The sequence below is a fragment of the Arsenophonus apicola genome (assembly GCF_020268605.1).
In the GTDB taxonomy this organism is placed as follows: Bacteria; Pseudomonadota; Gammaproteobacteria; order Enterobacterales; family Enterobacteriaceae; genus Arsenophonus; species Arsenophonus apicola.
The window spans coordinates 1,014,134-1,035,558 of record NZ_CP084222.1 but is presented as its reverse complement, the minus strand read 5'-3'; the positions used below and the strand labels follow the sequence as shown (position 1 = coordinate 1,035,558).

Annotated in this window: 20 protein-coding genes and 3 pseudogenes; 8 read left to right on the top strand and 15 right to left on the bottom strand. The window is 38.0% G+C overall.

What is annotated here, in order from left to right; translation table 11 throughout:
* Window positions 1–116: 116 nt before the first annotated feature.
* The 5 genes from cysZ to crr all read left to right on the top strand — a co-directional run bounded on the left by cysZ (window position 117) and on the right by crr (window position 5,239).
* Window positions 117–878, top strand: a complete 762-nt coding sequence (cysZ, locus tag LDL57_RS04585) for a sulfate transporter CysZ (protein WP_180560322.1) — start codon at window positions 117–119, stop codon at window positions 876–878.
* Between the two features lie 327 nt (window positions 879–1,205).
* Window positions 1,206–2,183 (top strand): cysteine synthase A, encoded by a 978-nt coding sequence (cysK, locus tag LDL57_RS04580; protein ID WP_180560321.1) that lies wholly within the window; start codon window positions 1,206–1,208, stop codon window positions 2,181–2,183.
* Between the two features lie 364 nt (window positions 2,184–2,547).
* On the top strand, window positions 2,548–2,805 hold the full coding sequence (gene ptsH, locus LDL57_RS04575) for a phosphocarrier protein Hpr (protein WP_026821734.1): 258 nt from the start codon (window positions 2,548–2,550) through the stop codon (window positions 2,803–2,805).
* 142 nt (window positions 2,806–2,947) lie between these two features.
* Window positions 2,948–4,675 carry a phosphoenolpyruvate-protein phosphotransferase PtsI gene (gene ptsI / locus LDL57_RS04570; protein WP_180560320.1) on the top strand — a complete coding sequence of 576 codons (1,728 nt, stop codon included), beginning with the start codon at window positions 2,948–2,950 and terminating at the stop codon, window positions 4,673–4,675.
* 54 nt (window positions 4,676–4,729) lie between these two features.
* Window positions 4,730–5,239: a PTS glucose transporter subunit IIA gene (gene crr / locus LDL57_RS04565; protein ID WP_026821732.1), complete on the top strand. Its 510-nt coding sequence runs from the start codon at window positions 4,730–4,732 to the stop codon at window positions 5,237–5,239.
* 114 nt (window positions 5,240–5,353) lie between these two features.
* On the opposite strand, the gene cysM is transcribed toward crr, so the two are convergent.
* The 4 genes from cysM to LDL57_RS04550 form a co-directional block, all read right to left on the bottom strand.
* On the bottom strand, window positions 5,354–6,235 hold the full coding sequence (gene cysM, locus LDL57_RS04560) for a cysteine synthase CysM (RefSeq protein WP_180560319.1): 882 nt from the start codon (window positions 6,233–6,235) through the stop codon (window positions 5,354–5,356).
* A gap of 173 nt (window positions 6,236–6,408) precedes the next feature.
* Window positions 6,409–6,516 carry a DUF1131 family protein gene (locus LDL57_RS18100; protein ID WP_180560318.1) on the bottom strand — a complete coding sequence of 36 codons (108 nt, stop codon included), beginning with the start codon at window positions 6,514–6,516 and terminating at the stop codon, window positions 6,409–6,411.
* Window positions 6,488–7,012 (bottom strand): DUF1131 family protein, encoded by a 525-nt coding sequence (locus tag LDL57_RS04555; protein WP_180560317.1) that lies wholly within the window; start codon window positions 7,010–7,012, stop codon window positions 6,488–6,490. The genes LDL57_RS18100 and LDL57_RS04555 overlap by 29 nt, the downstream gene beginning before the upstream one ends.
* Before the next feature lie 294 nt (window positions 7,013–7,306).
* Entirely contained in the window at window positions 7,307–7,741 is a 435-nt protein-coding gene (locus LDL57_RS04550; protein ID WP_180560316.1) for a GNAT family acetyltransferase, read from the bottom strand.
* A gap of 635 nt (window positions 7,742–8,376) precedes the next feature.
* Between LDL57_RS04550 and hemF the strand changes: the two are divergent.
* A pseudogene (gene hemF, locus LDL57_RS04545) lies at window positions 8,377–9,000 on the top strand (oxygen-dependent coproporphyrinogen-III oxidase); the annotation flags it as partial.
* Window positions 9,001–9,052: 52 nt separating this feature from the next.
* Here the strand turns inward: hemF and LDL57_RS04540 are convergent.
* Window positions 9,053–10,277: pseudogene (locus LDL57_RS04540) on the bottom strand (RNA-guided endonuclease InsQ/TnpB family protein).
* A 58-nt stretch (window positions 10,278–10,335) separates the two neighbouring features.
* Here LDL57_RS04540 and tnpA point away from each other — a divergent pair.
* Window positions 10,336–10,740, top strand: a complete 405-nt coding sequence (tnpA, locus tag LDL57_RS04535; RefSeq protein WP_225505529.1) for an IS200/IS605 family transposase — start codon at window positions 10,336–10,338, stop codon at window positions 10,738–10,740.
* A 76-nt stretch (window positions 10,741–10,816) separates the two neighbouring features.
* Window positions 10,817–11,101: pseudogene (locus LDL57_RS04530) on the top strand (coproporphyrinogen III oxidase); the annotation flags it as partial.
* Window positions 11,102–11,141: 40 nt separating this feature from the next.
* Here LDL57_RS04530 and der read toward each other — a convergent pair.
* The 10 genes from der to LDL57_RS04480 all read right to left on the bottom strand — a co-directional run bounded on the left by der (window position 11,142) and on the right by LDL57_RS04480 (window position 21,389).
* Complete coding sequence (gene der, locus LDL57_RS04525; RefSeq protein ID WP_180560315.1) at window positions 11,142–12,623, bottom strand: ribosome biogenesis GTPase Der; 1,482 nt, start codon at window positions 12,621–12,623, stop codon at window positions 11,142–11,144.
* 127 nt (window positions 12,624–12,750) lie between these two features.
* Window positions 12,751–13,929: an outer membrane protein assembly factor BamB gene (bamB, locus tag LDL57_RS04520; protein ID WP_180560314.1), complete on the bottom strand. Its 1,179-nt coding sequence runs from the start codon at window positions 13,927–13,929 to the stop codon at window positions 12,751–12,753.
* Window positions 13,930–13,942: 13 nt separating this feature from the next.
* On the bottom strand, window positions 13,943–14,563 hold the full coding sequence (locus LDL57_RS04515; RefSeq protein ID WP_180560313.1) for a YfgM family protein: 621 nt from the start codon (window positions 14,561–14,563) through the stop codon (window positions 13,943–13,945).
* A gap of 10 nt (window positions 14,564–14,573) precedes the next feature.
* The gene (gene hisS, locus LDL57_RS04510) at window positions 14,574–15,851 is read right to left on the bottom strand and encodes a histidine--tRNA ligase (protein WP_225507153.1); all 1,278 of its coding nucleotides are present in this window, start codon (window positions 15,849–15,851) and stop codon (window positions 14,574–14,576) included.
* A gap of 113 nt (window positions 15,852–15,964) precedes the next feature.
* Entirely contained in the window at window positions 15,965–17,086 is a 1,122-nt protein-coding gene (gene ispG / locus LDL57_RS04505) for a flavodoxin-dependent (E)-4-hydroxy-3-methylbut-2-enyl-diphosphate synthase (RefSeq protein ID WP_225507151.1), read from the bottom strand.
* A 129-nt stretch (window positions 17,087–17,215) separates the two neighbouring features.
* Entirely contained in the window at window positions 17,216–18,238 is a 1,023-nt protein-coding gene (rodZ, locus tag LDL57_RS04500) for a cytoskeleton protein RodZ (protein WP_225507149.1), read from the bottom strand.
* Between the two features lie 106 nt (window positions 18,239–18,344).
* Window positions 18,345–18,758, bottom strand: coding sequence for a tetratricopeptide repeat protein (locus LDL57_RS04495; protein ID WP_180560309.1), 414 nt, complete (start codon window positions 18,756–18,758; stop codon window positions 18,345–18,347).
* Between the two features lie 77 nt (window positions 18,759–18,835).
* Window positions 18,836–20,005 (bottom strand): dual-specificity RNA methyltransferase RlmN, encoded by a 1,170-nt coding sequence (gene rlmN, locus LDL57_RS04490; RefSeq protein WP_180560308.1) that lies wholly within the window; start codon window positions 20,003–20,005, stop codon window positions 18,836–18,838.
* 188 nt (window positions 20,006–20,193) lie between these two features.
* Window positions 20,194–20,619, bottom strand: a complete 426-nt coding sequence (ndk, locus tag LDL57_RS04485; RefSeq protein WP_180560307.1) for a nucleoside-diphosphate kinase — start codon at window positions 20,617–20,619, stop codon at window positions 20,194–20,196.
* A 335-nt stretch (window positions 20,620–20,954) separates the two neighbouring features.
* The gene (locus LDL57_RS04480; RefSeq protein WP_180560306.1) at window positions 20,955–21,389 is read right to left on the bottom strand and encodes an enhanced serine sensitivity protein SseB C-terminal domain-containing protein; all 435 of its coding nucleotides are present in this window, start codon (window positions 21,387–21,389) and stop codon (window positions 20,955–20,957) included.
* Window positions 21,390–21,425: the final 36 nt, after the last annotated feature.

Here is a 21,425-nt window from a genome sequence, read left to right as displayed (position 1 = left end):
ACAAAAAGTTAGATATTTATTCTTTTTTTGCTGTTTTTTTAGCCAACAAAATACTAGCCAGCTAAAAATCCTATCTATATGATACAAGATCAAATCTAAAGGAGAAAATATGAAGTATGATTAATTCAATAAAATCACTAAAAACTGCGAACGGTTTCTATTATTTTGCTCAAGGATGGCAGCTAGTTACTCGCCCTGGTATAAGACGTTTCGTTATCTTACCTCTATTAGCAAATATTATTTTACTTGGTAGTGCCTTTTGGTGGCTTTATAGTAAATTAGGCGACTGGATCCAAACGTTACTCTCTTATGTTCCCAGCTGGATGCAGTGGTTAAGTTATCTAATATGGCCTATTGCCGTGATCTCGATTTTGCTTATATTTGGCTACTTCTTTAGTACTATCGCCAATTTTATTGCTTCTCCTTTTAATGGCTGGCTAGCAGAAAAATTGGAAGCCGAATTAACGGGAACACCGGCACCCAATAGCAGTTTTGCGGTACTTATTGCAGATATACCGCGAATCTTAGCGCGGGAAGTAACCAAATTATGCTACTACCTTATTCGTGTTATTCCGTTGCTTATCCTATTTTTTATTCCCGGTATTGCGCAAACAATCGCCCCGATTTTATGGTTTTTATTTGGTGCTTGGATGATGGCAATTCAATATTGTGATTATCCTTTTGATAATCATAAAGTAAAATTTGATCAAATGAAGTTGGCCCTTGCTACGAATCGAGCAACCAGTATCCAGTTCGGTGCATTAGTCAATTTGTTGACCATGATCCCGATTATCAATCTGGTTATCATGCCTGTTGCAATCTGTGGTGCAACAGCAATGTGGGTTGATCTTTACCGTCTGCGCCATACCAGCTCTTAACTCAAATGCTGAAGTTAGCTAAAATTTTTTACACTGACTTCAGCTATTCTCAGATGGCAACAATAATCATAAAAAAGAGGGTTGCCTATTTGATGCTAATAACCACAATCAGCTAAAAAATTGCGCTTAATTCATGGCAACATAATCCTTAGTTAGCACTAAATATTGTGTTATATCCGTTAGTAAAAATTTATCAAGACGCGATAACTACCTCTTCAATATAACAATAATATAAATTTTTATTTCCAAAATAATTCGCTTAGCGTATGGTGATTAGTACTATATTTAGGCATGTTTATAGCTTTTGAAAAATACTAAGGACGATCGATGAGTAACATCTATGAAGATAACTCACTAACTATTGGTCATACTCCATTAGTTCGTTTGAAACACTTTGGTAACGGAAATTTGTTAGCAAAAATCGAATCACGTAATCCGAGTTTTAGCGTAAAATGCCGTATTGGCGCAAATATGATTTGGGATGCAGAAAAAAAGGGACTGTTAACCCCTAAACTATCCAAATTAGCAACCAATAAAACTTTAATCGAGCCGACTAGTGGCAATACCGGGATTGCCCTAGCTTACGTAGCCGCTGCACGCGGATATAAGCTTACCTTGACTATGCCTGAAACAATGAGCCTTGAGCGGCGTAAATTATTAAAAGCGCTTGGTGCTAATCTAGTCTTAACTGAAGGTGCTAAGGGCATGAAGGGCGCAATTGAAAAAGCAATCGAAATCGTTGCCGGTGCACCTGATCAATACCTTCTTTTGCAACAATTTAATAATCCAGCAAATCCTGGAATTCATCAAAAAACAACCGGACCGGAAATTTGGCAAGATACAGATGGTCAAATCGCTGCTGTCGTCGCGGGAGTTGGTACTGGTGGTACAATTACTGGCATTGGCCGTTATTTAAAAAAAACAGCAGGCGGTGAGGCCATTAAAATGATTGCTGTTGAGCCTGCCGCATCACCAGTAATAAGCCAGACATTAGCTGGTAAAGAAATAAAGCCGGGTCCACACAAAATCCAAGGCATTGGCGCTGGTTTTATTCCTGATAACCTTGATCTCTCTCTTATTGATGGTGTATTTGCTATTAGCGACGACGAAGCGATACAGACCGCTCAGTTAATTATGCAGAAAGAAGGTATTTTAGCCGGTATATCATCAGGCGCTGCGGTTGCAGCCGCGGTAAAATTAGCCGCAAAACCAGAATTTCAAAATAAGAATATTGTGGTTATTTTACCTTCTTCCGGTGAACGTTATTTGAGTACAGATTTATTTTCTGCTGCCCAACCACGCTAATAACTATTTTTGAGCACAATTAGCTAAAAAAGCACTTTAAAAGTGCTTTTTTTGTGTTGTAGATCAAAGTTTAGTGTGGATTAAGATGATTTCTTGAAACGAGTTTAGTATTTAAGTCACTAATTATTTCGACAATCGAAATTAATCAAAAAATGAGCAGTAAAAATTTTACTGATAGAACATAAACTAGGCAAATTATCATGCCTGGCTATAATGTCGGTATACATAAAATTTATGATTGATAATAAAATGAAAACGTTTTTCTTATATTATCACTGAAAAGTAATACGCAAATTCAAATTATTTCAGCTAAAATATTTTGGATTTACTAATAAAAAATATTAAGTTTGTTGAGGGAAATAATATGTTCCAACAAGAAGTCACCATCACAGCACCTAATGGTCTTCACACTCGCCCGGCGGCTCAATTTGTCAAAGAGGCAAAAAGTTTTTCTTCTGAAATAACACTTACCTATAATGGCAAATCGGCTAGCGCAAAAAGCCTATTTAAACTGCAAACACTCGGATTGACTCAGGGAACTGTTGTCACTATTTCTGCCGAAGGTGAAGATGAGCAGAAAGCAGTAGAACATCTGGTTAAGCTGATGGCTGAATTGGAGTAATGACATACGGGCAATATAGCATTTATCTTCTATTTTTTATCCCTGGATACCTTTATCCGGGGATATCTATTTAACCGTAAGTATTAAAGCCATAGTCCTATGAGCTAACTATTTTTCGCCCATTGGTAGTAAGGTAACATTTATGATTTCAGGAATTTCAGTATCACCAGGTATCGCCTTCGGCAAGGCACTAATTCTTAAAGAAGCGCCAATTGTTGTCAATCAAAAGAAAATTTCTGATGACCAAATTGACAGTGAAATTAACCGCTTTATTGCTGGACGCGTAAAAGCAATAGAACAATTAAAAACGATAAAAAAGACCGCAGAAAAAAATCTTGGTGAAGAAAAAGCGGAAATATTTGAAGGTCATATAATGCTGCTTGAAGATGAAGAACTTGAGCAGGAAATTCTTTCTTTCATAAAAAAAGAGCACAAAACTGCAGATGCTGCAGCGCAAAAAGTGATTGAAGAACAGGCCACAGCATTAGAAGAATTAGATGACGAATACCTCAAAGAGCGTGCCGCTGATGTCAGAGATATTGGTAAACGCCTGCTAAAAAATATTCTCGGATTGCCTATTGTTGATCTTGGTTCAATTACAGAAGAAGTCATTTTGGTTGCAGCTGATCTTACCCCGTCTGAAACAGCACAATTAAACTTGCAGAAAGTGCTTGGCTTTATTACCGATTTAGGCGGACGCACGTCTCATACTTCAATTATGGCCCGATCGCTGGAAATTCCGGCTATTGTTGGCACCAGCAATGCAACCAAGAATATCCAACAAAGTGATTATATTATTTTAGATGCTATCAATAATCATATTTATCAAAATCCATCTGATAGCGAGATTGACAAGCTTAAACAAATTAAAGAAGAATATTTACGTGAAAAAAGCGAGCTCGCAAAATTGAAAGATTTGCCAGCAATAACTTTAGATGGTCATCAAGTTGAAGTTTGTGCAAATATTGGTACTGTACGTGATGTAGAAGGTGCGGAGCGTAATGGCGCTGAAGGTGTAGGATTATATCGTACTGAATTTCTGTTTATGGATCGCAATAATCTTCCTAGCGAAGAAGAACAATTTCAGGCTTATAAAGCAGTCGCAGAAGCGATGGATCCACAAGCTATTATTATTCGTACCATGGATATTGGTGGAGATAAAGATCTTCCTTATATGAACCTACCGAAAGAAGAGAATCCCTTTCTTGGCTGGCGAGCAATTCGTATTTCCCTTGACCGCAAGGAAATCCTTCATGCTCAATTACGTGCTATTTTAAGAGCCTCTGCCTTCGGTAAGCTACGTATTATGTTTCCTATGGTCATTTCTGTAGAAGAAATTCGTACCTTGAAAGAAGAATTAGCAATACTTAAAAAACAGTTAACCGAGGAAAAGCACGCTTTCGATCAATCGATTGAAGTTGGAATAATGATTGAAACACCAGCAGCTGCCGTTATTGCTCATCATTTAGCAAAAGAAGTTGATTTTTTCAGTATCGGAACCAATGATCTAACACAGTATACCTTAGCCGTTGATCGCGGAAATGATCTGATTTCTCATCTTTATAATCCAATGTCTCCTTCCGTATTGAAACTTATTAAACAAGTTATTGATGCTTCTCATTCAGAAGGTAAATGGACAGGCATGTGTGGTGAGCTTGCTGGTGATGAACGTGCTACACTATTATTACTTGGTATGGGATTAGATGAGTTTAGTATGAGTGCAATCTCAATCCCAAGTATTAAAAAAATTATCCGAAATGCAAATTTCAAAGATGCAAAAACATTAGCAGAACAAGCTCTTAATCAACCGACAGCGAAGGAATTGATGGATTTGGTTGAAACATTTATTAAAGAAAAAACACTTTGCTAAAATCATCAACCAACTCTTGACCCCATAAGAAAACAATTAATTAGGAGAAGATCCATGGGTCTGTTTGACAAACTCAAATCACTGGTTTCAGATGATAAAAATAGCACCGGTAATATTGATATTATTGCCCCAATTTCAGGTGAAATTGTTAATATAGAAGATGTTCCAGATGTTGTTTTTGCCGAGAAAATTGTTGGTGATGGTATTGCTATTAAGCCTACTGGTAACAAAATTGTTGCTCCAGTTGATGGGACGATTGGTAAAATATTTGAAACTAACCATGCATTTTCTATTGAATCAGATAATGGTATTGAGCTATTTGTCCATTTTGGTATTGATACAGTTGAGTTAAAGGGTGAAGGATTTACTCGCCTAGCAGAGGAAGGGCAAAAAGTTCAAAAAGGCGATTTAGTGCTTGAACTTGATCTTCCTCTATTAGAAGAAAAAGCAAAATCGACATTAACACCCGTGGTGATTTCTAATATGGATGAAATAAAAGAGCTAACTAAACTAACTGGCTCTGTCGTTGTAGGTGAAACCGTTATTATGCAGATCAAAAAATAAACTACAATTCTTCCCTTCATGAATTATTTATGAAGGGAATTTCGCCTTCATATCACGATTTAGTCGCAAGAACTGTTTCCTGTAAGCAACAATTTGTCTTTAATATAATTTAATTCAATCAAATAACCCGGTAGAAAGATAGCGATCCCCTCTATCACAAATAATAGTCACAATAATCGCCCCAGGATTTTGTTTAGCAACGCGCAATGCGCCTGCCACTGCGGCGCCTGAACTAACACCACAAAAGATGCCTTCATCTATTGCTAATTTCTTCATCATTTGTTCTGCTTCTATCTGAGTAATATCGAATATTCTATCAACTTGTTCAGATTTGAATATACTAGGAATATAATCTTGCGACCAACGCCGAATTCCTGGAATATAGCTATGTTCTGCCGGTTGCAAACCAATAATTTCTATTTTATTTGATTTGGATTTTAAATATTGGCTGACACCGGTAATTGTCCCGGTTGTCCCCATACTGGAGACAAAATGTGTGATCCGCCCCGCCGTCTGGCACCAGATTTCAGGGCCTGTCGTCATAAAATGGGCTAATGGATTATCATGATTATTAAATTGATCAAGTACCTTACCTTCATATCGAGATTGCATCCTTAATGCAAGATCACGTGCCCCTTCCATTCCTTCCGCTTCACTTACCAGAACTATTTCAGCACCATAAGCTCGCATCACTGACTGACGCTCAATACTCATATTTTCCGGCATTAATAATTTTAGTTTATATCCTTTTATGGTGGCTATCATTGCCAATGCAATTCCTGTATTACCACTAGTTGCTTCAATTAAGGTATCACCAGGTGTAATTTGACCGCGCTTTTCTGCTTGCTGGATCATAAAAAGTGCCGCTCTATCTTTGACTGAACCGGCAGGATTATTCCCCTCTAGTTTTACCCAAATCTCAGCATCCCAATTTTTAGTCAATCTTTTAAGTTTAACTAATGGCGTATTACCAATAAATTTTTCCAAATAACTCACATTATTTACCTGATTATTTTTATAGTAAAGAATAAAATAACGCTAAAATTATTATACACAACAAAAATAGCTGATAATCCCGGCGATAAATTTATAATATGCCACGTTAATTAAAGAATGTAATAATTCATTGTTTATGTCATGCTTTGATAATTTACTACTAAATTAAATTATTATTGTGCAGACCAAATAATACTACTAACTTTCCAGTTAGCTAAAATATCATTTGATGGCACTAAATTTTTAGGCCCACTATTTGCCAGTAAAACGATAAGTGACATAGGTAGATTGGGGAGAAACACAATTGATGGTTAACATATTAGTTTGATCTGGCTCAGGGTAACAACTACCTTGCACTGCATTTTGGTAGATTTGTGAAAATGCTGTGCCTATTTGTGTCTCCCACACAGTTTTTATATCTTCATCCATAATTTCAATTCGCTTAACTTCCCCCTTTTCAACACCATAAATGACTATTTTTTCTTGATCATTTTTTATACCTTGAAAAAGAGATATTAACTGCCCTTGCTCAGTTTGCATGCCAGAACGAAAATGGTATCGGTTATCTAATGCTGCTGCAATAATCTGCTCTTTCATCGGGGTCATTTTATTAATCTGACCCATGCCGGTAGCAGAAATTTTAACTGAACTAGCAAACCAATTCATTGGATATAAATTTGACCATGAAATACTACTACATCCTGTAAGTGAAAATAAGCTCGTTAGAAATGACACTTTTAACCAATTTAATCGGCTGTTCCCAAAAAGTTGTGGCATAAAAACCCCTTGAAATTAATTTACAACATAATAAAAAAGTAAAAAATATTAATAATTTTATTTAATATATGTTTATAATATGTGAAGTTAACAGCATGATAGAATACAGGTTAACAATCTACAAAAAATCAAGCAAAACAAGCTTTTTCTAAATATAGAGGCAAATTAACTTTTATTAATCTGACAATTTTGAAATAACTCACTAATACTCATAAAAAATTTTTCCAAAAAAAAATCAATAAAATTTTATATCAAAAAAGAGAAATATTGCTATCATCAAATTAATTGCGTTAATCACTTAAACGCTTGATCATCAATTAATCGTTTTGTATATAAAATATTTTCCTGTTGCAACTCTTCGTAAGCCATTTTCTCACACATACAGATGGTCGCATCATTTTCTTCCGGTACTAAAAACATAATTTGTGGACATCCCTTAGCAATTAATTTTTTTTCTAAACGACTAATTAATGCATTGGCAATCCCTCTAGCGCGATATTCAGGATGAACAGCTAAATAATAAGCAGAGCCTTGATAACCATCGTATCCTCCCATGATAGTACCAACAACTTCACCTGCCATTTCAGCGACTAAAAAAAGATCTGGGCCTGATAGCATCTTGCGCTCGATATCCGCTTCAGGATCTCTATCTGTTTGGATTAGCTGACAAAGCTCCCATAGTGTGATGATTTCTTCAAAATCATCTTGCCGAAAGGTTCTTATTTCCATATTTTCTTACCTAGTTAGCGAGGAATAAAGATTTGCATTCTTATCATCTAAACAAAAATGATAGTAGCAAAATAAAATGGATAAGATAGCGCCAAAATGTTGATTTTATGCCCCATAAATCATTATTTCACTTTTAAATAATTTAATTTATTTACAATAAACCATATGGTTATCACTTAAACCTATTATTCTATTTACTTAACACCGCGCTGCTTAGCTTTTTAATACCAAATAATTTAAATTTACTAAAATAATAATAACAGCATTAAATAATTGTAGAATTTTATTTGTTAAAATTAATTTTATATTAAATCCATTCTGACGATAAGAAAATAGCTAAATACTTCCGCTTTTAAACTGATATTGGGTAAGATTAACTTTACTACCCAATAATTATAGTATTAACCATAGACTTAAACTGGTAACAACGACAGTTTTTAAATAGGCTGCAATTCCCTTACTGAACTAACGGAAACATGTATCACTCTACGATTAGTATCAATAGGCAATCATATTTAATATTTTGCTAGCGTTATTGCCATACTAACCAATCTATTAATAACAAAATGCACTCAGACAGCATTAAGTGTATACTTAAACGCTAATCTCCTGCTCTAATAATCAAAATTAATGTTATGAATATACCTGATATTAATGCAGTGAAGGCATTTCTTCTCACTTTGCAAGATAAGCTGTGTCAACAACTTGAACATGTCGATAACAACGCTAAATTTGCCGAACAAAACTGGCAACATAAACAAAAAGGATGAGGTCGGAGTCGTATATTAAAAAATGGGACAATTTTTGAGCAAGCGGGAGTTAACTTTTCACATATCAGTGGTGAGCAATTACCTGCTTCTGCCTCAGAAAATCGCCCACTACTAGCAGGACGTCGCTATCAAGCAATGGGCGTTTCTTTAGTGACGCATCCACTCAACCCTTATATTCCAACAGCTCATGCTAATGTCCGCTTTTTCATTGCAGAAAAACCAGGTGAACCATCCGTATGGTGGTTTGGTGGGGGATTTGATTTAACTCCCTATTATGGTTTTGAAGAAGATATTATACACTGGCATAAGACGGCACTCGCTGTATGTTTACCTTATGGAAAAGAAATTTATCCTAACTATAAAAAATGGTGTGATCGCTATTTTTTTATCAAACATCGCAATGAGCCACGTGGCGTTGGTGGTCTATTTTTTGATGATTTAAACCAACCTGATTTTACTACCTGCTTTCACTTCGCTCAGGATGTAGGTATTGACATCCTCCCCCACCTTCACACTTCGTGACTCAGGAGGGGGATTCCCGTTAGTCGGAGACTATCTGATCGCTCAGAAGCCTGGTTCCTGCTGCTGACGGCATTACTGCACCGTTCACTTCACAGGCTAACACGGCATGTCCTGCCGCTAAAATGTTACGAGCTCCGTTGATATCTGCGTTCTCTGTATACCCGCACTCAAGGCACTCGAATCTACTTTGTGATTGACGATTTTCTTTCGCTGTATGACCACAACATGCACACCGTTGACTTGTATATGCCGGAGGCACAGCTAATACCTGACCACCGCGCCATAGCTGCTTGTACTCAAGCTGACGGCGCATTTCATACCAACCCTGATCCAGTATCGAACGGTTAAGTCCTGATTTTGCCCTGACATTCCGTCCGTGCTGCTCTTGTGTACCTTTTGCCGATTTCGACATGTTACTGACCTTTAAGTCCTCAATGACGATCATCGCGTGGTTTTGCTGATTTCACTGGTGACTTTGTGAAGGTAGTCTTTGCGGATATTGGTTATATGCGAGTGGAGACGTTGGATTTTTCGCTTCTGTTTTTTCCAGTTATTGCTGAATTTAACTTTACAGCTTAACTGACGCTGGAATTTCGCCAGCTTTTTTTTGGTTGGTTTTAAAACTGTTTACAGGTTCAAACACTGTGCCGTCTGACAGCGTGGCGAGTCTGGTTACACCTGCATCCAAACCAATCATTGTTGCTGACGAATGAGGCTGAATGTCCATTTCCAGTTCGACCTGAAACGATATATACCAGTGTCCCGCATGTTGGCTAACGGTTGCGTTTTAATCTTACCGTACAGCTTTTGCGACTGCCGGAACTTTACCCATACCAAACCTGACGGTAATCTCACTCTGCCATTATCGAGCTGACAATATTTATCAAAATTAACAAAACGAACTGAATCACGCCCGTCATTTTTCCTTTTAAATACAGGAGCTTTTGCTGCCAGTTTTTTATCAAAGCAGCGTTTCCATGCCCCGTGCAGATCTTTGAGTTTCTGCTGAAGATTATCCGTGTAGGCTTCTTGCAAAAGGAATGTTCCGGCTTTTTTTTCCATTCTGTGAGCATCCGATTTAGTTCAAACGCTGACGGTAGTTTACCGCCGGATTCAATAATGCGTTGCGTCTCTGCTAGCCCGTAATTCCAGATAAAACGAGCGCATCCGCACAACTGCCGCAAACGTTGCGACTGTTTTTCGGTTGGTTCGAGTCTGAATTTGTAGGCTTTTAGAATTAGCATTATTACTCAGTGTGTAGTAAATTATCTCACTATCTTACCGTATATCCGGTTAATTTCAATGCAAAAATATAAAATCAACCGTTCAAGACATGCAGCGTTTCTTTTACATGTTCACCTTGTCTTTGTGACTAAGTACCGAAAGAAAGTACTCAGTGGCTTGCACTACAAAGCATTTCATCAGTATGCAGGTGAAGTGTGTCGCGACTTTGGGGCTGATTTAAAGGAAAGTAACGGAGAGTCCGATCACGTTCATATGCTGATCGAGTACCCGCCCACAGTGCAGTTGTCAGTACTAGTAAACTCGCTGAAAGCGGTAACGTCTCGTCGTCTGCGTAATGAGTTTCTAGACTTGCGTGGGGCTTACGGCAAGCCAGTGTTGTGGTCTCGATCATACTTTGCAGGTTCGTGCGGGGGAGCACCGCTGGAAGTTGTTAAGCAATACATTCAAAATCAGCGTGGCTGATCATTCTTCGGGCTTTTCAAGCCCGACCAAATTCCCCTCCCACCTTATGTCGGTGGGAGTACCCTTTGGAGGTTAAGATGGTTTTCTTAATGCATATTTGCCGATTGTTGAAAAAAGAAAACAGATAGCTTGGGGGGAGCGCGAACGCCAATTTCAGTTATATCGTCGAGGACGTTATGCAGAATTTAATTTGGTGTGCGATCGTGGAACCCTATTTGGGTTACAAACTGGCGGCAGAACAGAGTCAATTTTAATGTCCTTACCACCACTAGTTCGCTGGGAATATAATTATCATCCTGAATCCAATTCAGATGAAGAAAAACTTTATAACCAATTTTTAATTGCAAAAGAGTGGGTATAAAGCTGAACAGCACACTTATTTTTAAGCGTGCCTTTTGTGATTAACGTTTTTTAAGATGCGCGATTAGACGTTTACGCTTACGCAACTGTGTTGGCGTTAATTTATTTTTTTTACCGGCATAAGGATTATCACCTTCTTTAAATTGGATGCGTATCGGCGTCCCCATAACCTGTAATGTGCGGCGAAAATAGTTCATTAAATAACGTTTATAAGAATCCGGTAAATCAGCAACTTGATTACCATGGATGACTACAATCGGTGGATTATAACCACCGGCATGCGCATATTTCATTTTAACTCTGCGGCCTCGTATTAGTGGTGGCTGATGCTCTTCTTCTGCCATCTTCATTATACGCGTTAATAATGCTGTACCCACTCGCCGGGTTGCCGATTCGTAAGCCTCATGAATAGACTCAAATAGATTACCTACACCACTACCATGCAACGCTGAAATAAAATGAACTTTGGCAAAATCAATAAAACCTAAGCGTAAATCCAGCATATCTTTTACCGATTGACGATCTTCTTGTGACATACCATCCCACTTATTGACGACAATCACCAAAGAACGTCCAGCATTCAAAATAAAGCCTAGTAATGATAAGTCTTGATCAGAGATCCCTTGCCGGGCATCAATAACAAGTAAAACAACATTAGCATCTTCAATTGATTGTAATGTTTTGATCACCGAGAATTTTTCGACGGTTTCAGTTATTTTTCCCCGTTTACGAACACCAGCAGTATCAATCAGTACATATTCGCATCCATCACGTTCCATCGGAATATAAATGCTATCACGCGTGGTACCAGGCAGATCATAAACAACGACCCGCTCCTCGCCCAAAATACGGTTAGTTAATGTCGATTTACCCACATTTGGTCGACCAACAATCGCTAATTTAATGGGTAGTGAACGCGGATCAAAGGTTTCTTCTTCACTATTTTCAATCGCCAGTTTCTCTTCCTGAGCCTGCCAATAAGCCGCATTGGCTTCCTCTTCCGATAATTCCATATCATTGGCTATTTTTTGCACAGAATAGGGAGCAACCACTTTTTCTATCAGTTGAGTAACACCACGGCCATGGGATGCGGCAATCGGATAAATATCTTTAATGCCAAGTGCATAAAAATCACCTAATACCGTATCAATATCCAAACCATCGGTTTTATTTGCTAGCAGGTAAGTATCCTTCTTACGACTGCGCAAATGTTTAGCAATCACATGATCTGCTGGCATTAATCCCGAACGCACGTCAACCATAAAAAAAACAATATCAGCCTCTTCAATTGCCAGTAAGGATTGAGAAGCCATATGGGTTTCTATCCCCTCTTCTGAACCATCGATACCACCGGTATCGATAATAATGAATTCCTGCCCTGCAAACTCTGCTTTACCGTATTTTCGGTCACGCGTTAAACCAGGAAAATCAGCAACCAGTGCATCCCTGGTTCGAGTTAATCGGTTAAATAAGGTAGATTTTCCTACATTTGGACGCCCTACTAGCGCAATGACAGGTATCATTTTTAAGATGCCTCATAAAAATTAAAATCGGTATTCTGATTTCAATCTTCAGAATACTAAAATATAAAACGGCCGCGAAAATTAGCAGCCGTTAATTCTATCTGGAAAATAAAAAAATGTCAGAAAATTAACGTTCAATCAGATATACGGTTCCATCTTTTGCCTGAATAAGTAACTTGTCACTGGCAATCACCGGACGGCTGCGTAATCCCGAACTATCAACTTTATTTTGTGCCACAAATTGACCATCTTGGGTATCTAACCAATGGAGATAACCTTCTCCATCACCAACCACTAAATAACCATCATAAATAGCCGGTGCAGTTAAATTACGATGTAATAAGGCATCTTGAGTCCATAGAGTAACACCATCACTTTTGCGAATTGCCAACACGCGATCATTTTGATCAACTAAGTAGATAATATCATTAACAACAATAATATCATTCACCGATCCTAGATCCCGCTTCCAAATAATTTGGCTAGAACGCATATCCATTGCCACTAAATCACCATTGTACGCAATAGCAAAAATAGCGCCTGAATTAATATCAATAACCGGCGTCATATTAATATCGTGTAAACGATCAATTTCGGTTGCACCACGGATCTGAGAAATATATTGTTGCCACGCAATCTGTCCTTGAGCAAGCATTACGGCACTGATACGACCACCATCACTACCAACAATGGCGACGCCATAAGCGGTAGCCGGTGCTGACTTTCCTCTGACTGATAATGTTGAGCTGTCTAAATTAAGACTCCATTTGTTCTGTCCACTCTGCGCATCTAATGCTTGTAACACACCATTACTGGTATGGATCAATACTAAACCATCACTAACTACTGGCTGCGAAAGCGCTTCTCCGGCAACATCCGTTTCCCATGCCATTTCTCCATCAGCTTTATTCAGTGCAATAACTTTACCGGTTTCTGTTCCTATATAAAGTTTATCCCCTGAAACCGTTAAACCGCTAGAAAGTAATGCCGGCAAATTAGCGGTGAAAAAACCAACTTGTTGCGATAAATCAATTGACCATAATATCTCACCTGAATCAACGTCTATTGCTTTCACCGTTCCTTTACGATCTGCGGCATAAACCACAGAATCATCGTAAGTCGGTGAAAGTTGAGAATAATATTTACCACTGCCATCCCCTATCGAGCGATGCCAGATGATAGAAGGAGTAAATTGATTCTCAACCTCAGGTAGAGGAGACATCACGATAGAATCTTTTTCCGTTGAGCATCCCATTAATAAAGTCACTGCCAATAAACCAACCAAGAGCGTTTTACCCAATTGCATGTTAATATTCCTCTTAGTTTGGCAAGTTATTAATTTTTATTTTTAATATTGTCTTCATCATTTCAGCTCCACTTGATTCAATTCCTTTAGAATAAGCAGCACGAGCACCGGCAATATCACCTTTTTTCAGTAATACATCTCCGCGAATATCTTCAACAATCGCACTCCACCCCTTATCCTGCACTTGCGTCAAAGTAATTAGAGCTTGATCTGGCTTATTTAACGCTAGCTGTACGCGCGCCAATCTAACATTAAGTAAATCCTTGAGATCATCTAATTTAGCTATTGCTAATGCCTTTAGTAATGTTTTTTCTGCACCAGCAATATCATTTTTTTCCACCGCAATTTTGGCTAGCTCAATATTGGTCAAAACACCATAAATATTATTTGTTTCGCTAGCAAATCGCTCAGCAGCGGCCATAGCTTGGTGTGAACCGGTCTGCAATTGAGAAGAAATTTGCTCAAAAGATTGAGCACTTTCTTGCAAGCTTTTCGCTTGATGTGATTGCCAATAATTCCAACCAATAATCGCGCCAACTCCGATAACTAGCCCAATTAATAACGCTTTGCCATTGTTGGCAATAAAACGTTTAATAGCATCTATCTGCTCGTTTTCAGTGGTATAGACTTCCACAGAGTCTCCTTTAACCTAAAAGTTCAGCCAAACGTACTGCAATATTCTGCTGAGAAATTTTTTCCTGTTCACCCGTACGTAAATCTTTTATCGTGACTTCACCTGATTGATACTCATCTTCACCTAAAATTAAGGCAATTTTCGCCTGGGATTTATTTGCTCGAGCTAACTGTTTCTTAAAATTACCACCACCATGATGAGTCATTAATTTCAACACTGGCAGTTGATCGCGAATTTTTTCCGCCAGGCCTAATATTGCCTGTTGGCTTGCCTCACCACAAGCAACCAAATAAACATCAACTAAGGAACACTCAGGAACAAAATCTGGATTTATCTGGCGCACCAATAACACCATACGCTCCATTCCCATTGCAAAACCTACTGCTGATGTCGCTTTTCCCCCAAGCTGTTCAACCAGACCATCATAACGCCCACCCGCACATATCGTACCCTGAGCACCTAATGCATCAGTAACCCACTCAAATACGGTGCGATTATAATAATCTAAACCACGAACTAAACGTTGATTAATTCGATATTGAACACCTGCTACATCAAGTAATTTACAAAGTCCAGTAAAATGTTGTTTCGAATCATCATCAAGATAATCAGCCAATAATGGAGCATCATTAAGTAGTTTTTGCACGTCTGGATTTTTTGAATCAAGGATGCGTAATGAATTAGTCGATAGTCGACGCCGGCAATCCTCATCCAATCTATCTTCATATTGTTGCAAAAAAGCGACTAATGCCTGACGGTACTTTGCTCGTGCTGCTAATGAACCAATCGAATTTAATTCCAGTGAGACATGTTTAGCAATTCCCAACTCACGCCACCAACGTGCTGTCATAATGATAAGTTCGGCATCAATATCCGGACCGGCTAAACCAAAAACTTCAGCACCTAGCTGATGGAATTGGCGATAACGTCCTTTTTGTGGTCGCTCATAACGAAACATCGGTCCTAAATACCAAAGACGTTGTTGCTGATTGTACAATAAACCATGTTCGATTCCAGCGCGCACACAACCTGCGGTATTCTCTGGGCGCAATGTTAAACTGTCGCCATCCCGGTCATCAAAACTATACATCTCTTTTTCAACCACATCAGTGACTTCACCTATTGCGCGCGAAAATAATGCGGTTTGTTCTACGATGGGAGTTCGTATCTCACTAAAACCATAACTAGAAAGGATTTGTTTTAATTTGTTTTCAATTTTTTGCCAGAATTGAATATCGGCAGGAAGACAGTCATTCATACCGCGAATAGATTGAATGTTTTTAGCCACGTTATTTCTCTATTTAAAAATCTACCATAATATGGATTATAAAAGTGAATATTAACAGGGTGCAATCCATAAACAAAATTGGCTCACCACAATATTGAGCCAATATTACTAAACTACTTATCTAATCGTTTGATATCAATCCGCCGATTTTCATCCAACATAATAGCCTTTGCCCGAATTTTAGCTTCCAACTGTTCAATCATATCAGTATTATCTAACCGCTGTTTTTGACGAACACCGTCTTCATAAAATCCACTTTTTGCCCTTGCTCCAGTTACACCAAGGGTAGAAACTTCAGCTTCACCAGGACCATTAACAACACAACCAATAATTGAAACATCCATCGGAGTAATAATATCTTCTAATCGCTCTTCTAATGCATTAACGGTACCAATGACATCAAATTCTTGTCGTGAACAGGTTGGACAGGCAATAAAATTAATACCTCGTGAACGAATACGCAGTGATTTTAAAATATCAAAACCAACTTTAACCTCTTCGACGGGATCAGAAGCTAATGAAATACGTAATGTATCACCAATCCCTTCAGCCAATAACATTCCCAGCCCGATAGCTGATTTGACCGAACCTGCTCGCGCACCACCCGCTTCGGTAATACCTAAATGTAAAGGCTGATCAATTTTATCAGCCAGCAACCGGTAAGCGCCTACGGCCAAAAAAACATCTGAAGCTTTAACACTAATCTTAAACTGATCAAAATTTAATCTATCCAATATATCCACATGGCGCATAGCCGATTCAACTAACGCTGCCGGCGTGGGTTCACCATATTTTTCTTGAATATCTTTTTCTAATGAACCACCATTAACACCGATCCGAATAGGAATATTTTTATCACGTGCACATTCAACAACCTGACAAATACGTTCTTCATTACCAATATTACCTGGATTGATGCGTAAACAATCCGCGCCATATTCAGCAACTTTTAGTGCGATACGATAATCAAAATGGATATCAGCAATAACCGGAACATTAACTTGTTGCTTAATGAGCTTAAATGCTTCTGCTGCATCCATTGTGGGTACAGAAACACGTACCATATCAACGCCCACGCGCTCTAAAGATTTAATCTGTTTGACTGTCGCTGCAACATCCGTTGTACGCGTGTTGGTCATTGATTGAACTGTGATTGGTGCACCATCACCAACAGGAACATTACCTACATAAATTCGTGTTGATTTACGCCTTTTTATCGGTGATTGATTATGCATATTACTCTCCCTCAACATCCATGTTTAATAATTTACGCTATTTCTATAATTGAAGCCATCGGATTGACGATGGCTTCTTATTTGTTCACAATTTATCATTATTTATAGATGTTGTCTTACAATATTCATTTACAATCCAGGCAATTTAAACTTAGCTGGACGATTAGCTTTAATAAAACGATTTAGATCAACCGAATTACCTTTGAATAACAAATTAACATTGGCGGGTATTCCAATATTAAACTCATATGGAGGTTCACCATTTAATTCAAGTTTCTGACCTGCATTTTTCATACCGCTAAATAAAATTTTGCCTTTAGCATCACGAACTTCTAACCAGCACTGCCCTTTAAAGTTCATTACAATCCCATCACCAGATTCTATACTAGCAGTATCAACAGCAGCTTCTTCTGCCCTACTCCGTTCTGGATTACTATTATTGGTCATGCTGCCTGGCAAGGGTACTGTTTTTACTTCTGCCGGATTGACTGACTCGGTATTAACATTGATATCACTATTTTTTAGTGTTTCAGAAGGTAATGGAGATTGAGGTACCGGGGATATGACATTATTAGCTATCGCTGAGGTTGCCGGCTGCATACTAGTTTCGGTTGACGGCGTATTGACATTATTTTGTTCAGTCGTAGCTGCTGCGCCAAGCGTAGAAGAGGGTGGTTCTGCCGGCATTTGAGCAGCATTCGAGCGATTCTGTTCAGCCATAGTGGCAATTTCTTGTTTTTGTACTTTATAACCCTGCCACCACCAAATACCTACCATAGCAATACAAATAATGATAATTAGCCAGGTAAATTTCATTAACCAGCCTTCCCGTTTTTTGCGCGTTTTACCTAGGGAATAACTTTGCATAGGAGAAACTACAGCTGCTTTTGCTGGCGTATGTTTATCCAATAATTCAAGAATTTCTTTTTCTGGAATTTTCACTAATTTTGCATAAGAACGAATGTAGCCACGCAAGAAAGTAGGATCAACACTATTGGAATTGCTGTCCTCTTCTATCTCACGTACGGTGCATACTTTTAAGCAAAGTAGCTCGGCAACGATTTCTCGGGAAAGACCAAGCGTTTCCCGCGCCTGCAATAAACGTTGGCCAACGGTGATTTCTGTTTTTTCTGTTTTAGGTTTGCTATTCATTCGCGGAATTATTGGTCTTTTTTGAGTTTTAACATCATGAAGACTTTCAAAAAAACTTCATCTATAAAGTTAATCAAAAACCTTCATACCGATAATATTTCTTACCTTATTTGGAAATATTTTGACAATTAAGCCCTCTACGTTCTTCTTCTTTCCTCAGTTTAACCATCTCCTCAGATACATTTTCAGAGCATAAAAAGTCTAAATAATAATCTCGTATACTTTTATTATTGATTGCAGATGAACGAATTGCCACTTTAAAATATTTTAATGCTAAGGCTGGTTGCTTTTGCTGACGCATAATGACCGCCATTCCTAAATTAGCAATCCCGTTTTTCGGTTCCGCCAGCAGTATCTTCTCAAAATGATAAGAGGCTGCTGGAAAATTCTCTGCTGATAAATAAGCAATGCCTAGCTGTGTCCGTGTCACAATCGCAATATCAACGTCTTTATTAATACTAGTACATCCTATTAATAAACCCACTAACAATAGAATATTAATGATAGATATCCTTATCATATCACTCTCATTTATTTATATTGCTGGTAATAAAAGGAATTCTATTATCTAATTCCCTTTATTTACATAATTAACATTCAGACTGCTTTTACTATAATTGGTTCACCAACCCGACGTTTTTTCAAGGTTCGTTTTGTTCGATCAATAACATCACCCGCTAATTGACCGCAGGCCGCATCAATATCATCGCCACGGGTTTTACGCACAATAGTAGTAAAACCATATTTCATCAATACTTTGGCAAAACGGTCAATACGACTATTTGAACTACGACTGTAAGGCGCGCCAGGAAATGGGTTCCAAGGAATTAAATTAATTTTGCTAGGTGTATGCTTAAGACATTCAGCTAGCTGATGTGCATGCTCAATACTATCATTTACACCATTTAACATGACATACTCAACAGTAACTCGGCCCTGATTGGCATTAGATTTAGTCAGATAGCGCCGGACACTGGCCAGGAAGGTTTCAATGTTATATTTTTTATTAATCGGTACAATCTCGTCACGAATTTCGTCAGTCGGCGCATGTAAGGAAATTGCTAAAGCAACATCAATCATATCACCCAATTTATCAAGAGCCGGTACTACACCCGAAGTCGATAAAGTTACCCGTCGCTTTGACAATCCAAAGCCAAAATCATCCATCATAATTTCCATTGCTGGAATAACATTGTTTAGATTTAATAGGGGCTCTCCCATTCCCATCATCACAACATTGGTAATCGGGCGCCGACCACTGGATTTCAAAGAGCCAATAACTTTAGCAGCCCGCCACACTTGGCCTATAATTTCTGAAACGCGTAAGTTTCGATTAAAACCTTGCTGTGCGGTTGAGCAAAATTTACATTCAAGGGCACAGCCAACTTGAGAAGAGACACAAAGTGTCGCGCGATCATCTTCAGGGATATAGACTGTTTCTACTTGTTGCTCACCGACCGTTATTGCCCATTTGATGGTACCATCAGTAGAACGCAGCTCTTGCGCAATGTCAGGTGCCCGAATATCAGCTACTTCCTTTAATTTATTCCGCAGCACTTTATTGATATCTGTCATCAAATCAAAATCATCATAACAGTGGTGATAAATCCATTTCATTACCTGATCGGCGCGAAATGGTTTTTCCCCCATATCACTAAAGAACTGCCGCATCTGTTTACGATCCATATCCAACAAATTGACTTTTGCTGATTGGCTGACAGGAGAAAAAGAAGGCACACACTGTGCTGTTGTTTTAGATTGAAACATTTCTATTGCCTCGTTATTACACTTTTCGGCGAAAACTGTAGGTATTATAACAATTAACTTTATTTATTGGATTAAATATTATTTTTAATAGCATTATATGCCATAACCTTGCCAATAAATCTCTTAACAAGGTATGGCATTTTACAAACTTTATTAATATTTTGCTAATAATATCCTATTTCTGTTTGTTAACGCGGACATATTTCGTCGTCAGTAAAGAAATAAGCAATTTCTCGTTCTGCGGACACGACAGAATCTGAACCATGTACTGCATTGGCGGTGAAACTATCTGCATAATCTGCACGTAATGTTCCTGCCAATGCCTTTGAGGGATCCGTTGCTCCCATTAAATCACGATAACGCTGTATAGCATCTTTACCCGCTAAGACTTGCAACATAATGGGGCCTGAGATCATAAATTCGACTAATCCAGCAAAAAAAGACTTACCCTTATGTTCAGCATAAAAACCTTCAGCCTGTTCACGATTTAAATGCACCATTTTAGCTGCAATAATTTCCAATCCAGCTTGCTCAAAACGGTTATAAATCGCACCAATTTCATTTTTTTTAACCGCATTTGGCTTAATAATGGAAAACGTACGTTGCATCGTCATTAGAAATCCTCTTAGCTATTATTTTTCATCATGATATTTTTGCCTTGCATCCATACTGCCTGCCAAGAAAAAGATTTATCATCATTTTTATTAAGGCAAAATAGCTGGCTATTATAGATATTGGCAATTCAATTGCCCACTTGACGACAAATTTTGTTAATTTTTTTTATACAATTTTTTTATTTTTTTAGCTTAAATCACATTTTTCTAAAATTTAAAACCATAAATTCGATTATCAAAATAATCAGCTCAACTCTTTTTAACGTTTTAGGCTTAGATAAATTTAAATATAAAAATCAGCTTGATATCAATAAGGAAACAATGGCTAGCAAAATTTAACAATTTTTAACAGCAATAGTGTTACGCAACCAACCACCTATTTTACGTTGATAAAATGGCTGCGTATGGTGAATAATAAAATGATCAATACCTGTGCCATTAGGTTGCAAAAAATAAAAATCAATTGACTGATTATCTTCAAGATAATCAAGCGCTATGTTTCCTAACTGTGGTATTAATTGTTGCCCTTCCTTTTCATAACCAAGACTAATTTCTAAAGCAATAAGCATCACCGGCTCTTCTGCTGTTGTCTTATCCTTTGCTTGTAGTAAAAAAGCACGGCGTATGATTTTATATTGTTGAAAAAAATGACACAGCCCACTGATTAATTTTTGTGGTAAGGTTTCAAGTATGCTCAATTTAATAGCACTATCGACTGGCACTGTAATTGTTGTCATCAGCGCAGTTTGATTGATTTTATCGGCCGCCATTTTAGCTTCCTTTATAATTAATACTCTCTTGCCAAC

Bases quoted from the DNA above. Each gene is read 5' to 3' on its own strand.
- cysZ (WP_180560322.1), top strand. From the start codon at position 117: ATGATTAATTCAATAAAATCACTAAAAACTGCGAACGGTTTCTATTAT.
- cysK (WP_180560321.1), top strand. From the start codon at position 1,206: ATGAGTAACATCTATGAAGATAACTCACTAACTATTGGTCATACTCCA.
- ptsH (WP_026821734.1), top strand. From the start codon at position 2,548: ATGTTCCAACAAGAAGTCACCATCACAGCACCTAATGGTCTTCACACT.
- ptsI (WP_180560320.1), top strand. From the start codon at position 2,948: ATGATTTCAGGAATTTCAGTATCACCAGGTATCGCCTTCGGCAAGGCA.
- crr (WP_026821732.1), top strand. From the start codon at position 4,730: ATGGGTCTGTTTGACAAACTCAAATCACTGGTTTCAGATGATAAAAAT.
- LDL57_RS18100 (WP_180560318.1), bottom strand. From the start codon at position 6,516: ATGTCACTTATCGTTTTACTGGCAAATAGTGGGCCTAAAAATTTAGTG.
- LDL57_RS04555 (WP_180560317.1), bottom strand. From the start codon at position 7,012: ATGCCACAACTTTTTGGGAACAGCCGATTAAATTGGTTAAAAGTGTCA.
- LDL57_RS04550 (WP_180560316.1), bottom strand. From the start codon at position 7,741: ATGGAAATAAGAACCTTTCGGCAAGATGATTTTGAAGAAATCATCACA.
- tnpA (WP_225505529.1), top strand. From the start codon at position 10,336: ATGCAAAAATATAAAATCAACCGTTCAAGACATGCAGCGTTTCTTTTA.
- der (WP_180560315.1), bottom strand. From the start codon at position 12,623: ATGATACCTGTCATTGCGCTAGTAGGGCGTCCAAATGTAGGAAAATCT.
- bamB (WP_180560314.1), bottom strand. From the start codon at position 13,929: ATGCAATTGGGTAAAACGCTCTTGGTTGGTTTATTGGCAGTGACTTTA.
- ispG (WP_225507151.1), bottom strand. From the start codon at position 17,086: ATGCATAATCAATCACCGATAAAAAGGCGTAAATCAACACGAATTTAT.
- rodZ (WP_225507149.1), bottom strand. From the start codon at position 18,238: ATGAATAGCAAACCTAAAACAGAAAAAACAGAAATCACCGTTGGCCAA.
- LDL57_RS04495 (WP_180560309.1), bottom strand. From the start codon at position 18,758: ATGATAAGGATATCTATCATTAATATTCTATTGTTAGTGGGTTTATTA.
- rlmN (WP_180560308.1), bottom strand. From the start codon at position 20,005: ATGTTTCAATCTAAAACAACAGCACAGTGTGTGCCTTCTTTTTCTCCT.
- ndk (WP_180560307.1), bottom strand. From the start codon at position 20,619: ATGACGATGCAACGTACGTTTTCCATTATTAAGCCAAATGCGGTTAAA.
- LDL57_RS04480 (WP_180560306.1), bottom strand. From the start codon at position 21,389: ATGGCGGCCGATAAAATCAATCAAACTGCGCTGATGACAACAATTACA.